Below are 13561 nucleotides of genomic sequence, written 5' to 3' on the forward strand. Positions count from 1 at the left end.
ACTGGAGGTGAGTTGTTTGCTAAAGTTAGAGCAAGTTAGTAAACAGTATCAGAATAAAGTAGTTTTGGATAATATCAGTATAGAAATTAATAAAGGTGAAATTATTTCATTACTTGGGCAGAGTGGAAGTGGAAAAACCACATTATTGAATATTATTTTAGGGTTAACTAAGATGGATAAAGGTAAAATTTTTTTTGAAGGTCAAGATATGACAAGTGTCAAAATGAAAGATCGTGGTTTCAACATTGTATTTCAGGATTACGCCCTTTTTCCACATCTAAATGCATACGAAAATATTGTGTATGGTTTAAAAAATAAAAAGGGAATGGTGACAGAAGAGCAAGTAGCAGATTATATCAATTTTCTTGAATTAAAGGCTCATCTTAAAAAAAAGATTAGTGAATTATCTGGGGGGCAAAAGCAAAGAGTGGCATTAGCGAGAACACTAGTGATGAAGCCAAAGCTTTTACTTCTTGATGAACCCTTAAGCGCACTTGATGGTGTTATTAAAGAATCTATAAAAGAAAGAATTAAGTCTATTGCCAAAGAGTTACAGTTAACAATCATTATTGTCACTCATGATCCAGAGGAGGCACTTACGCTGTCTGATAGGATTCTTATTATCAATGAAGGAAAAATTGCTCAATTTGGAACACCTCATGACATTATACATCGTCCTCAAAATGAATTTGTAAGAGGATTTATAGTAAACCAGCTGCAGATTAAAAGGCAAAATATCTTTACTTTATTTGGTGAGCAGTATGCTTAATGTACGTCCTGAAATGAGAGCTATATATGGAGTCACTTTAACCATATTTGTATTATTTTTGGTGTTGCCAATTGGAGTTCTTTTGCTGAATTCTTTTCAAAGTACCAAAGGATTGAGTCTAGATAATTACTTCAATATGTTATCAAATAATGAATTAATAACAGCTTTTTTTAACAGTATTAAAGTCTCTAGTTTGACAGCATTGATTACGACCATTCTTGCATTTTCTATTGCATATGCTTTACATTTCACAAATATCTGCAAGCCGTTAAAAAGTATGATTAGAGCAGGAGTCGTCATTCCAATGCTTTTACCTACAATTACATATGGATTTGCCATCATCTATTCTTTTGGAAATCAAGGCTTAATTACACAAATTCTAGGAAAAGCACTATTTAACATTTATGGGTTTAACGGGTTATTGTTAGGATACGTAATCTATACATTACCACCAGCTTTCCTGTTAATGCATAATGCGTTTGTATATATAGATAAAAAATTTATAGTGGTTAGTACTTTGATGATGGACAGACCTGGGAGAAGCTTTTATAACACTATTTTGCGTCCAATGTTGGGTACGATAGGGGGGGCAGCGGTTCTTTCTTTTATTTTAAGTTTTACTGATTATGGAATACCTGCATCCATTGGAGGAACATACTCGGTTATTGCAACGCAGCTTTATCAAGTAATGCTAGGCTCTATACCTAACTTTAATAATGGAGCTGTAATAGCTGTATTAATGCTTGTACCAGCAGCATTTTCTGTTATTTTATTAAAGTATTTAGATCGATTTAATTTTCACTATGATAAGTTTACTCACATTGATATTGTTCAGAACCGAATTAGGGATGTTCTTTTGGGATTATTATCTATAGCTGTAGTAGGGGCAGTAATTTCAACTTTTCTAGTAATGTTTATTGCACCGTTTCTGGTTAATTTTCCTTACAATTTGACTTTTACGTTTGAACACTTTACGACCGTTTTTTCAACAAGTAATTTATATGAAGTCTACAAAAACTCTGCCATTGTTGCTAGTTTTACAACAGTTCTAGGCATTGTTATTGTCTATAGTGCAGCTATTTTAAATGTGAGAACAAACTTAAAAGGAAGAGGAACTTTTGACATTGTCTCAATGGTTACAAATACGTTACCGGGTATGGTACTTGGACTTTCGTACTTGCTATTATTCAATGGAAGTAGCCTTAAAGGGACATTTATTATCATAATATTCTGTAATATAGTCCATTATTTTACAGCACCTTATTTAATGGCAAAGAATTCCTTGTCTAAAATGAACCCTACATGGGAAATAACCGGTGGTTTGCTGGGAGACAGCTGGTTTAAAACAATTTATCGAGTTATTTTGCCAAATTCGCTTTCAACTATTACAGAGATGTTTAGCTATTATTTTATTAACTCAATGGTAACCGTAAGCGGAGTTATCTTCCTAGTATCTGCTCAAACATCTCTTGTATCAAGCAAGATTAAAGAATTACAGCATTTTGCTAAGTTTAATGAAATATTTGTACTATCGTTATTAATTTTCGGTACCAATATTTTGGTTAAATGCATTTGTGATTATATTCAAAAACGGCAGTTTAAAAAAGCTTAAGAAAAAGAGGTGTAGAAATGAAAAAGAGATTATTCATTATGTTAATTGGATGCTTAGTTATTATGACGGGATGTGGAAATAAAGCAACCAGTGGTAATAACGATCAGGTTGTTATTTATTCCAACGGAGATGAAGAGGCAATACAAGCAATGGAAACATCGCTAAACAATGCTGGTTATGAAGGCCAATATGTCATTCAATCCCTCGGTACTTCTGAATTAGGAGGGAAATTAATGGCTGAAGGCAGTGAAATAGAAGCAGATTTAGTTACGATGAGTTCTTATTTTTTAGAAAGTGCACAAAAGAAGAATGAAATGTTTAAACCTTTAGAATTTAAAACAAATGCAATTAATAAGTACCCTGATTTTTATACGCCTGTTTTGGCTATTACAGGATCAATATTCTTTAATACTGAAATGATGAAGCAAGAAGGGTTAGAGGTTCCGAAGTCGATTAAAGATTTAGCAAAGCCTGAATATAAAGGGTTAATTTCTATTCCAAATATCATAGATTCCTCAACAGGATGGTTAATGGTTCAAGCAATCATTAGTGAATATGGGGAAGAAGAAGGAAAGAAAGTAATGGAAGGGATTATCAAAAATGCAGGACCGCATTTAGAGAGTTCTGGATCAGGGTCAATTAAAAAGGTACAAGCAGGAGAAGTGGCTGTAGGCTTTGGTCTTCGTCACCAAGCAGTGGAAGTGAAAAATTCTGGGGCGCCTATTGACTTTGTTGACCCTGCCGAAGGCAATTTTTCTATCACAGAATCGTTGGTGGTAATTGATAAAGAAAAAGAGAAATCTGAACTGGCAATGGAGATGGCAGAAGTTATTATAACAAATGCTAGAGAAGAATTAATTAAGTACTATCCAGTTCCTTTGTATGAGGGCGAAAAAGTGAGTGAAGAAAATAAAGCAACTAATAATAAAGTATTTGAAGAGCCATTAACTATAGAGCTTCTTGAAAAACATCAAGCATTTTTTAACTCTGCTAAATAAAAGGAGATAAGTAATATGAAACAATATAAATTATTAACGCCAGGTCCCTTAACTACAACAACAACTGTAAAAGAAGAAATGCTCCTTGACCGTTGTACTTGGGATGATGAATACAAAGAGATTACTCAGAACATAAGAAAAGAACTATTAAAATTAGCACATGCTAGCAGTGATCAATATACAGCTGTGTTAATGCAAGGTAGCGGATCGTTTGCTGTAGAAGCTGTTATGACTACTTCACTAAAAGCTCAAGATAAAGCATTAATTATTACAAACGGAGCATATGGAAAAAGAATTGTAAAAATGGCTCAGTACCTAGGCCTGAATTTTACAGAATATGAAACAAGCTATCATGAGTATCCAGATGAAGAAGAAATTAGAGGGTTATTAGAAAAAGATGAGAGTTTCACTCATATTGTTATGGTCCATTGTGAAACAACAACAGGAATATTGAATCCAATTGAAATGGTTTCCCAAGTAGCAAAGGATTTTAAGAAAAAGCTTATTATTGACGCTATGAGCAGTTTTGGAGGAATTGACATTGACGTTCCTGCATTGGAAATTGATTACTTAATAAGCAGTGCGAATAAATGTATCCAAGGAGTTCCAGGTTTTGGTTTCGTCATAGCTAAGATTGATAGTTTAGCAGATTGCAAAGGCAATGCTCAAAGTCTATCGTTAGATTTATATAATCAATGGGAAGAGATGGATAAGGATGGAAAATGGAGATTTACTTCTCCTACCCACACGGTTGCAGCTTTCTCTAAAGCTCTTGATGAACTTGAACAAGAGGGTGGCGTTAAAGCACGCTTTCACCGTTACTATGAGAACAATAAACATCTTCGTGAAAGAATGAAAGCAATAGGATTTGCAAGTTATGTATCTGAAGAGAAACAGTCACCTATTATTACATCATTCTTATATCCAGACGATTCTTTTAATTTTCCAACATTCTATTTACATATGAAACAAAAAGGGTTTGTTATTTATCCAGGAAAATTAACAGAGGTAGATACATTTAGAATTGGGAACATCGGAGAAATTTATAAAGATGATATTGATCAATTATGTAATGAAATAGAAGAATTTGTAGGAGTGAAGATGAAATGAAGAAAATAGAAGCTGTTATTTTTGATTGGGCCGGAACAACTGTAGATTTTGGATGCTTTGCACCAGTTAATGTATTCATCGATATTTTTCAAAAAGCAGGAATAGACGTAACGATGAGTGAAGCGCGCGAGCCTATGGGAATGCTAAAGATTGATCATATTCGAGCGATGTTATCTATGCCGCGAATTTCAAAGCTTTGGAAAGAACGTTATGGCAGGGACTTTAACGAGGATGATGTGAATGCTTTATATAACAAGTTTGAGCCTGCTTTAATGGAATCATTATCTAATTATACTGATCCGATTCCTGGGGTTATAAATACTGTTCAAGCGCTAAAGGAAGATGGTTTAAAGATTGGTTCAACAACTGGATATACAAGTAAAATGATGGACATAGTTGTACCTAATGCTTTGAAAAAAGGATATCAGCCAGATTTTTATATTACTGCTGATGACACAAATTCCTATGGAAGGCCATATCCTTATATGATTTTTCGAAATATGGAAAAATTAAAGCTATCTTCAACTCGCCAAGTAGTAAAAGTTGGAGATACAGTTTCTGATATACAAGAAGCAATAAATGCTGGTATATGGTCAGTTGGCGTAATTATTGGTAGTTCACTAATGGGATTATCTAAAGAAGAGTTTGAACAATTATCTCCTGATGAGAAAGCAGAGATAATTGCCAACATGAAAAAAGTATTTTTAGATAATGGAGCAGACTTTACTATTGAGACTATGGAAGAACTTCCTAAAATAATAGATTTAATCAATAAACAGCTATAATTCTATTTCTATAAACAAAGCGGTTAGGTTAAAAAAACCTAGCCGCTTTGTAATTTTATAAACGTTAACGAGATGATGTTTCAAAACTGGTAAAAATATAAAGCATCAGACTCACCTTATTCCTTTTAAGTAAACTACTTGATTTGCTAGAATAGTACTATATTTGTGACAAATTTGTATGTATACATTCATTAAGGGAGGACTTTCATGATACCAGCAGAAAAGGTGCAGACTCAGCTTCAACAGCTTTTAGATACAATTGACGAAGTGGTTATAGGAAAGCGAGAAGTGGCTAGGCTTAGTATTGTTGCGCTTCTTGCACAAGGGCATGTTCTATTAGAAGATGTACCCGGAGTAGGGAAAACGATGTTTGTCAAAGCGCTGGCTAAGGCAATCAATGCTGATTTTAAGAGGATTCAATTCACACCAGACTTGTTGCCGTCAGACGTAACCGGTATGTCGGTGTATAGCCCAAAGGATATGGAGTTCCACTTTAAACCAGGACCAATTTTAACGAATATTGTATTAGCAGATGAAATCAACCGTAGTTCACCAAAAACACAAGCAGCATTATTGGAAGCCATGGCTGAACAGCACGTTACTATAGACGGATTAACAAGAGAGTTACCATCTCCATTTTTTGTAATGGCTACGCAAAACCCAATTGATTTTGAAGGAACGTATCAATTACCAGAAGCGCAGCTTGACCGTTTCTTATTTAAATTAAATATGGGATACCCAACGAAACAAGAAGAGCTAGCTATTCTAAATGGGGTTGAGCAAAAGCGAACGATAAATGATGTCCAGCCTGTTATGAATGTGGAAGAACTGCGTACGATGCAGCAAATGGTGAAGGATGTTTACGTAGATGATGTTATTAAAAATTATATCGTCGATTTGGTTACCCAAACGAGGACCCATGAATCCATTAGCCTTGGCGTAAGTCCACGTGGTTCTGTAGCGTTAATGAAAGCAATTCAAGCGTATGCTTTACTTGAAGGTAGAGACTATTGTATTCCAGATGATGTTCAACGCTTAATGAAACATGCGTTCGCACACCGCATTATGTTACAACCTGAGACGAGATATGAAGGGTTAACGGAAGGCTCCGTTATCGAGAGTATTATAAAGCGTACGCCTGTACCTGTGAAAGGATAAAAGCTATATGGCTAAACTACGTGTTAAAAGGCAACCAGTCATAAGCTTTTTTTTATTAGCAATTTTATTAGTATCGACTTTTGCGTATGCGATGTTTCAAGGAGGATTTGTAAGCTGGTTTTTATTTTATAGCTTTCTACCCTTTGGTTTATATGGAATTGTGATTGCGTTCCATCCTATGAAAAGTTGGCAAGTAGAACGAGTGATGACGCGTACGCAGTATGAAGCAAAGGAATCGGTTTATTATGAGGTTCATATTAAACGAAAATCATTTTTTCCTTTATACAATCTTTGGGTTGAAGATATATGTAAAGAAGCTGATTTATCTTTGCGAAAGGCAGTATACCCACTGTGGAAAAAGGACATTGTAATTGAGTTTGAAATACCCTCTTTAGAGAGAGGGGAGTATAGCCTTGCTGGAATCTCAATTGAAATGAGTGATTTATTAGGCATTGTTCATCGACAGCAGGTTTTTGTGACGAGAAACCAGCTCATTATGTATCCTCATTTAATACAGGTGAAACCTACCTCTTCCCAATGGAGTGAGGGAGAAAATCATTTTCTTAAGCGTGCAATTGCTGAAAACACGATGCTTGCTACCGGTGTGCGTGAGTATGAACACGGAGACCGCCTGTCTACTATTGATTGGAAAGCAACTGCACGAAAAGGAACGCTTATATCAAAAGAGTTTGAGAAGATGAGTGATTTAGAAGAGGTTCTTATTTTTGATGGCGTTGATCCTACAGATTTTGAGGAGCGGACTGGCTTCATGGCTTCTATGATTCTATCGTATTTAAATCAACATAAGAAAGCTTCATTTATCCACGGCGGAAGCAGTAGTCGTCTAAAGGAATTGCATGGAGGAGCCCAGCATACCAGAAGTTGGCTTGCTTATTTCGCTAGAGTCCAGCCCATACGAAACGGAAAGTTAACGATTCCAAAAGGTTTATCTCATGCAGTTACCGTTATTTCAAGTTCGGTGACAAGTGAATTAATTCGAGAGGTTAAGGCTAAAGTAAGTCCGCAAACAAAAGTAACGCTCTTTGTTATACAAAACAAACAAGACATGCAAGGCTATATAAACATTCCAAGGTGGGATGTCCATTTTATTCAATTTCCGAATTCTCATAGTGTCCGGGAGGTGAATAAATAATGAAGTCTCTAAACATTCGCAGCATATTACTTTATGTCGGCGCGTTTTTATTATTGATTGAATGGCTACACCCTCTTAGTGTTGTGACGGATACAGGAGAAATTCAGTATTTTATCTTTTTTGTTAGCATTAACTTTCTCTTGCTGATGTTGCAGACACCTTTTTTTATTGTAATGGTTATAAACGTCGCGTTTGTCTTGTATGCTGTTAATCGAATTTATTATCAAATGCCCTTTTTATCAGCAGAGTGGTTCAGTGCATTCGTTAACCAAATTTCAATAGATATAGGCCGTATTATCGGCTGGCAAATCCCCAACTTATCAGTTGAGATGAGAACATGTTTGTTTTTTATCTTGCTATGGATTATGGCTTACTTAATTCGCTACTGGATTTTTTATCAGCAAAAGATCTTTTTCTTCTTTTTATTAACAATTGTTTACGTTACAGTGCTTGATACATTTTCTGAGTATGACGCTACGTTTGCTATTGTTCGAGTTGTAGCTATAGGTTTTTTACTACTAGGCTTTTTGCGATTGAACATAGATGGAGGAAAAAAACAAAAGCTTTCCCACGTTGAAAATAGATTGAGGTCTTTCTTTTTGCTATTAGGTGTGCTAGTTATAGCGGTTAGTATTGCTTATATTGCGCCGAAATCAGCTCCTAAATGGCCTGACCCTGTTCCGTTCTTAACAGCTTACACACAAAACAGTGGTGAAGGGGCATCAAATAATCAGCGGATTGGTTACGATACTGATGATTCTGAGCTAGGCGGTGCTTTTACTGCAGACGATACGATTGTATTTACAGCTCAAACAGAGAAAGAACATTATTGGCGAATTGAAACAAAAGACGTCTATACAGGAAAAGGCTGGGAAACGTCTTATAATGATGCGAGTCGACCGTTAGAAGGAAATGAAAATGTACTTCCTCAATACGGCGCAAGTGTGGAAAAAGAATTATACACTGCGTCTATTACGTTTGAGCAACCTACTATTCATTTAATGCATGTTCCTGAATTGAAGAGTATTTCTCTTAATGATGAATTGCAACCGCAAATTACGCCAGCCAATGAAAAGTTGTTTCCTTACAATCAAGGTCGCGTTACCGAAGCACAATCATATGAAATGACGTATGCATATCCTACTTTTAATATTGAACAGCTGCAAAGTAGTGATCGTAACGGAAGTTCTATCGAGCAAAAGTCTTCATTTCAGTCGAGATACACTCAGTTACCAGAATCATTACCTAATCGAGTTGGACAGCTTGCTCAAGAAATTACAGCAGAGGAATCTACTCGTTATGATAAGGTAAAAGCAGTAGAGAAATACTTTCAAGCTAATGGCTTTGTATATGATACAAGTGATGTAGCTATTCCTGATGAAGGAGAAGACTACGTGGATCAATTCCTGTTTGAGACGCTTAGAGGGTACTGTGATAACTTTTCTTCATCCATGGTTGTACTGCTTAGAACGCTTGATATTCCAGCGCGCTGGGTGAAAGGATATACGGAAGGCGAACAAATTAGCGCTGGTGCAGAAACGCCTGTATACCAAGTGACGCAAAACAATGCGCATTCATGGGTGGAGGTTTATTTCCCAGGGACAGGTTGGGTTCCGTTTGAGCCTACTAAGACTTTTTCAAGCCCTTATGAGTTTGATGAACCTCAAAGGGAAGACGGGAATCAAGATAACGAAGAGAGAGAAGTAGAGGAAGCTACTGAACCAGAAGTACAAGAGCCCGTAAAAGAAGAGCAGAAACCTGAAGAAAAGCAAACTGAAAATAATGAGAAAGTAGAGTCTTCAGCTACTGCAATTTCTTTATGGTGGCTCTTGCTTCTACCTCCTATTATAATCGTCTTATTGTATCTAACTCGCTATAAGTGGTTGACACGTGTAATGATTCCATACTATCGCAAACGTTCCGATGAAAAAACGTTTGAAAAAGCCTATTTCTTCTTAATAAGTATGTTAGCAAGAAAAGGTTTAAAAAGAGATTCACATGAAACGCTGAGAGATTTTGCTTTACGAGTAGATCAACAGCTTCATACAAATGATATGAGTGAATTAACGAAAAAGTATGAGAGAGTGTTTTATAAGCAGCAGTCATCCGTAGAAGCTTGGAACCAGGCAATAGAATTGTGGGAAAATTTAATTAAAAAGACAGGTTCTTGACCATTTCCAGCTTGATTGATAGAATATTCACGAACTTACTATAGTGTTACGTATACCTTCATATATCCTCGATAATATGGTTCGAGAGTCTCTACCGGGTCACCTTAAATGGCCTGACTATGAAGGCAGGATATTCTTTTTGATCATAGCTTTGTGTTCAACTAGACTTTCTGCCTTTATATCAAAGGGGAAAGTCTGGTTTTTTTTATATTTTGGGGCATAATAGCAAGTGATTATTTACACATTCGGAGAGGTGAACGAGATGGAAGGCATGATTGTTGTATTAGATTTTGGAAGTCAGTATAACCAACTCATTACGCGTCGTATTCGTGAGTTTGGTGTATATAGTGAATTACATCCACACACAATTACGGCAGAAGAAATTAAAGCGTTAAATCCTAAAGGGATTATTTTCTCTGGTGGTCCAAATAGTGTGTATGGTGAAAATGCATTTCACTGTGACGAAAATATTTTCGAATTAGGAATTCCTGTACTGGGTATCTGTTACGGTATGCAGCTTATGACTCATCATTTTGGCGGTAAAGTAGCAGGTGCAGATCATCGTGAGTATGGTAAAGCATCGATTCACGTACAAAATGATTCATTAATGTACCATGAGCTACCGAAAGAGCAAGTGGTATGGATGAGTCATGGAGACTTAGTTGTAGAAACACCACCTGGATTTGAAGTGGATGCAACAAGTGCATCTTGCCCGATTGCTGGTATGAGCAATAAAGATAAAAATATGTACGGAGTTCAATTCCATCCAGAAGTTCGCCATTCAGTATATGGAAACGACCTTTTAAAGAATTTTGTATTTGAAGTTTGTCATGCTGAAGCTAACTGGTCTATCGAAAACTTTATTGAAGTTGAATTAGAAAAAATTCGACAAGTTGTTGGAGATAAAAAGGTATTATGTGCGTTAAGTGGCGGCGTAGATTCTTCTGTAGTAGCCGTACTAATTCATAAAGCAATCGGTGATCAATTAACTTGTATGTTTGTGGATCACGGTTTATTGCGTAAAGGTGAAGCGGACAGCGTAATGGAAACGTTCAGCGAAGGATTTAATATGAACGTTATTAAAATTGATGCTAAAGATCGTTTCTTAAACAAATTAAAAGGTGTATCTGATCCAGAGCAAAAGCGTAAAATTATCGGAAACGAATTCATCTATGTATTTGACGATGAGGCAGCTAAGCTACAAGGCTTTGAATTTTTAGCTCAAGGTACACTATACACAGATATTATTGAGAGTGGTACAGCGACTGCTCAAACAATTAAATCTCACCATAACGTAGGTGGATTACCTGAAGATATGGAGTTTGAGTTAATTGAACCTTTAAATACACTATTTAAAGATGAAGTGCGTGCATTAGGTACTGAGTTAGGTATTCCTGACAATATCGTATGGCGCCAACCATTCCCAGGTCCAGGGTTAGGAATTCGTGTACTTGGTGAAGTAACAGAAGAAAAGCTTGAGATTGTTCGAGAATCTGATTACATTTTACGTGACGAAATTGCAAAATCAGGTTTAGAGCGTGATATCTGGCAGTACTTCACAGTCCTTCCTGATATCCGCAGTGTTGGTGTAATGGGAGATGCTCGTACGTATGACTACACAATTGGTATTCGTGCCGTAACTTCAATCGATGGTATGACTTCTGATTGGGCTCGTATTCCATGGGATGTGCTTGAGAAGATCTCAGTTCGTATCGTAAACGAAGTTAAGCATATTAATCGCGTAGTGTATGACATTACAAGTAAGCCACCTGCAACAATCGAATGGGAATAATATGTAAAGAAACCGAACAAACGAACATTCTTATTATAAGAATGTTCGTTTTTTGTTGACTTAATTCGTTGATGAGTGGTAATATACTAGCATAAAAGAACTAAACATATTAAGAAATGTCGTATAATCTTGGGAATATGGCCCGAAAGTTTCTACCGAGCTACCGTAAATGGCTTGACTACGAGCAACTCTGTATATACACGTAATTTCTATCTATTTATATAAAAAGAGAAGAGTAGATAGTATCATTCCGTATATATTTACGTAGTTAACGCCTTTACAACATTAATTGTATAAGGCGTTTTTTATATTACCCATGAGACAGCGACTTCCAATGGTGGGGAGGAACAAGTATGAAGAAGTACTTTCGTTTTGATGAGTTAGGAACAAATTACAAAAGGGAAACCATTGCAGGATTAACAACGTTTTTATCTATGGCTTATATCTTATTCGTTAATCCAGCGATGCTATCATTGAGCAGCGTACCAGATTTACCGGATAGTATGCGTATGGACCAAGGAGCGGTATTCACAGCTACTGCTTTAGCCGCAGCACTTGGTTCACTAATTATGGGGGTAATTGCTAAATATCCGATTGCGCTTGCGCCGGGGATGGGATTGAATGCTTTCTTTGCTTATAATGTTGTGTTAACAATGGGCATTCCATGGCAAACGGCTTTATCTGGTGTAATGGTATCAGGATTAATTTTTATCTTATTATCTTTATCTGGTATACGTGAAACGATCATTAATGCTATTCCAGCAGAGTTAAAACTAGCAGTTGGTGCAGGAATCGGTCTTTTCATTACGTTTGTCGGATTGCAAAATGCGAATATTATTGTGGATGATCCAGATTTATTAGTCGGTTTAGGTGATTTAACAAATGGTAGTACATTACTTGCTATTTTTGGTGTTATTGTAACAGTTATCTTAATGGTTTTACGTGTTAATGCTGGAATCTTTATAGGGATGGTTATTACAGCTATCGCTGGTATGATTGTAGGATTAGTTGATTTACCAACAAGTGTTGTAGGACCGGCTCCAAGCTTAGCTCCAACTTTCGGTGCAGCCTTTGCAAACTTTGGAGATGTTTTTACGCTTCAGATGCTAGTTGTTATCTTGACTTTCTTATTTGTAGACTTTTTTGATACAGCGGGTACATTGGTTGCTGTTGCGACTCAAGCAGGGCTGATGAAAGATAATAAATTACCTCGTGCAGGAAGAGCGCTTTTAGCAGACTCTACAGCAACAGTAGCAGGGGCTGTATTAGGGACATCTACAACAACATCGTATGTTGAATCAACAGCGGGTGTTGCAGCCGGTGGGCGATCAGGATTTACTTCAGTTATAACGGCGTTTTTCTTTTTGATTGCTATTTTCTTCTCACCACTGCTTTCTGTAGTAACTTCAGCAGTAACGGCACCAGCACTTATTATTGTAGGTGCACTAATGGTGGCAAGTTTAGGAAAGATTAAATGGGATCAATTTGAAGTAGCGGTACCGGCTTTCTTAACAATCATAATGATGCCACTAACTTATAGTATTGCTACAGGTATTGCAATTGGCTTTATCTTTTATCCAATTACGATGATTTGTAAAGGGAGAAGAAAAGAAATTCATCCAATTATGTATGGGCTATTCGTAATCTTTGTCCTGTATTTTATCTTCTTAGCAAAGTAAAACAATAATAGAATAGTAGAAAGTAGAAAAAGGCGGCTTCTTTAGCTGCCTTTTTATTTTGAGCAGGTTACTGGACTTTTGTGGAATAACAGTTATAAAATAAATGCACAACACTTAGAGATTTAAGTGTTTAAAATTGAGTAAATAAAAGCTTTTTAAAAAAGTAAAAGTTTTTTTGAAAAAACAATTGACTCTTTATAATTATCATGGTAAATTATTATATGTCGCCAACGAGCGATTGAGAAAAACTTGAAAGTGTGAAAAAAGAGTTTAAAAAAGTTGTTGACTTTCATAACTCGAAATGATATATTAGTAAAGTTGTTTCAAGAGAAAA

10 protein-coding genes and 2 riboswitches are annotated in these 13561 nt (G+C 36.1%); all 10 genes read left to right on the forward strand.

Going from position 1 to position 13561, the window contains the following annotated elements; genetic code table 11:
- Nucleotides 1-16 precede the first annotated feature (16 nt).
- The 10 genes from V2145_RS21340 to V2145_RS21385 all read left to right on the forward strand — a co-directional run bounded on the left by V2145_RS21340 (nt 17) and on the right by V2145_RS21385 (nt 13227).
- Nucleotides 17-769, forward strand: a complete 753-nt coding sequence (locus V2145_RS21340; RefSeq protein ID WP_131886727.1) for an ABC transporter ATP-binding protein — start codon at nt 17-19, stop codon at nt 767-769.
- Complete coding sequence (locus V2145_RS21345) at nt 762-2381, forward strand: ABC transporter permease subunit (protein WP_131886728.1); 1620 nt, start codon at nt 762-764, stop codon at nt 2379-2381. Before V2145_RS21340 ends, V2145_RS21345 begins: the two co-directional genes overlap by 8 nt.
- 17 nt (nt 2382-2398) lie before the next feature.
- The gene (locus V2145_RS21350) at nt 2399-3379 is read left to right on the forward strand and encodes an extracellular solute-binding protein (protein WP_330988250.1); all 981 of its coding nucleotides are present in this window, start codon (nt 2399-2401) and stop codon (nt 3377-3379) included.
- 15 nt (nt 3380-3394) lie between these two features.
- Nucleotides 3395-4489: a 2-aminoethylphosphonate--pyruvate transaminase gene (locus V2145_RS21355; protein WP_131886730.1), complete on the forward strand. Its 1095-nt coding sequence runs from the start codon at nt 3395-3397 to the stop codon at nt 4487-4489.
- Nucleotides 4486-5274, forward strand: a complete 789-nt coding sequence (phnX, locus tag V2145_RS21360; RefSeq protein ID WP_131886731.1) for a phosphonoacetaldehyde hydrolase — start codon at nt 4486-4488, stop codon at nt 5272-5274. Before V2145_RS21355 ends, phnX begins: the two co-directional genes overlap by 4 nt.
- Nucleotides 5275-5481: 207 nt before the next feature.
- The gene (locus V2145_RS21365; protein WP_131886732.1) at nt 5482-6432 is read left to right on the forward strand and encodes an AAA family ATPase; all 951 of its coding nucleotides are present in this window, start codon (nt 5482-5484) and stop codon (nt 6430-6432) included.
- Between the two features lie 7 nt (nt 6433-6439).
- Complete coding sequence (locus tag V2145_RS21370) at nt 6440-7585, forward strand: DUF58 domain-containing protein (protein ID WP_131886733.1); 1146 nt, start codon at nt 6440-6442, stop codon at nt 7583-7585.
- Nucleotides 7585-9756 (forward strand): transglutaminase TgpA family protein, encoded by a 2172-nt coding sequence (locus tag V2145_RS21375; protein ID WP_330988251.1) that lies wholly within the window; start codon nt 7585-7587, stop codon nt 9754-9756. The genes V2145_RS21370 and V2145_RS21375 overlap by 1 nt, the downstream gene beginning before the upstream one ends.
- A gap of 38 nt (nt 9757-9794) precedes the next feature.
- A riboswitch (purine riboswitch) is annotated at nt 9795-9896 on the forward strand.
- Nucleotides 9897-10018: 122 nt separating this feature from the next.
- The gene (guaA, locus tag V2145_RS21380) at nt 10019-11548 is read left to right on the forward strand and encodes a glutamine-hydrolyzing GMP synthase (protein ID WP_131886735.1); all 1530 of its coding nucleotides are present in this window, start codon (nt 10019-10021) and stop codon (nt 11546-11548) included.
- Between the two features lie 99 nt (nt 11549-11647).
- Nucleotides 11648-11749: riboswitch (purine riboswitch) on the forward strand.
- A gap of 152 nt (nt 11750-11901) precedes the next feature.
- On the forward strand, nt 11902-13227 hold the full coding sequence (locus tag V2145_RS21385) for an NCS2 family permease (RefSeq protein WP_094913316.1): 1326 nt from the start codon (nt 11902-11904) through the stop codon (nt 13225-13227).
- Nucleotides 13228-13561: the final 334 nt, after the last annotated feature.

Source organism: Priestia sp. GS2 (assembly GCF_036409025.1).
Taxonomy (GTDB): Bacteria; Bacillota; Bacilli; order Bacillales; family Bacillaceae_H; genus Priestia; species Priestia aryabhattai_A.

Bases quoted from the DNA above. Each gene is read 5' to 3' on its own strand.
- V2145_RS21355 (WP_131886730.1), top strand. From the start codon at position 3,395: ATGAAACAATATAAATTATTAACGCCAGGTCCCTTAACTACAACAACA.
- V2145_RS21345 (WP_131886728.1), top strand. From the start codon at position 762: ATGCTTAATGTACGTCCTGAAATGAGAGCTATATATGGAGTCACTTTA.
- V2145_RS21375 (WP_330988251.1), top strand. From the start codon at position 7,585: ATGAAGTCTCTAAACATTCGCAGCATATTACTTTATGTCGGCGCGTTT.
- V2145_RS21385 (WP_094913316.1), top strand. From the start codon at position 11,902: ATGAAGAAGTACTTTCGTTTTGATGAGTTAGGAACAAATTACAAAAGG.
- guaA (WP_131886735.1), top strand. From the start codon at position 10,019: ATGGAAGGCATGATTGTTGTATTAGATTTTGGAAGTCAGTATAACCAA.
- phnX (WP_131886731.1), top strand. From the start codon at position 4,486: ATGAAGAAAATAGAAGCTGTTATTTTTGATTGGGCCGGAACAACTGTA.
- V2145_RS21350 (WP_330988250.1), top strand. From the start codon at position 2,399: ATGAAAAAGAGATTATTCATTATGTTAATTGGATGCTTAGTTATTATG.
- V2145_RS21370 (WP_131886733.1), top strand. From the start codon at position 6,440: ATGGCTAAACTACGTGTTAAAAGGCAACCAGTCATAAGCTTTTTTTTA.
- V2145_RS21365 (WP_131886732.1), top strand. From the start codon at position 5,482: ATGATACCAGCAGAAAAGGTGCAGACTCAGCTTCAACAGCTTTTAGAT.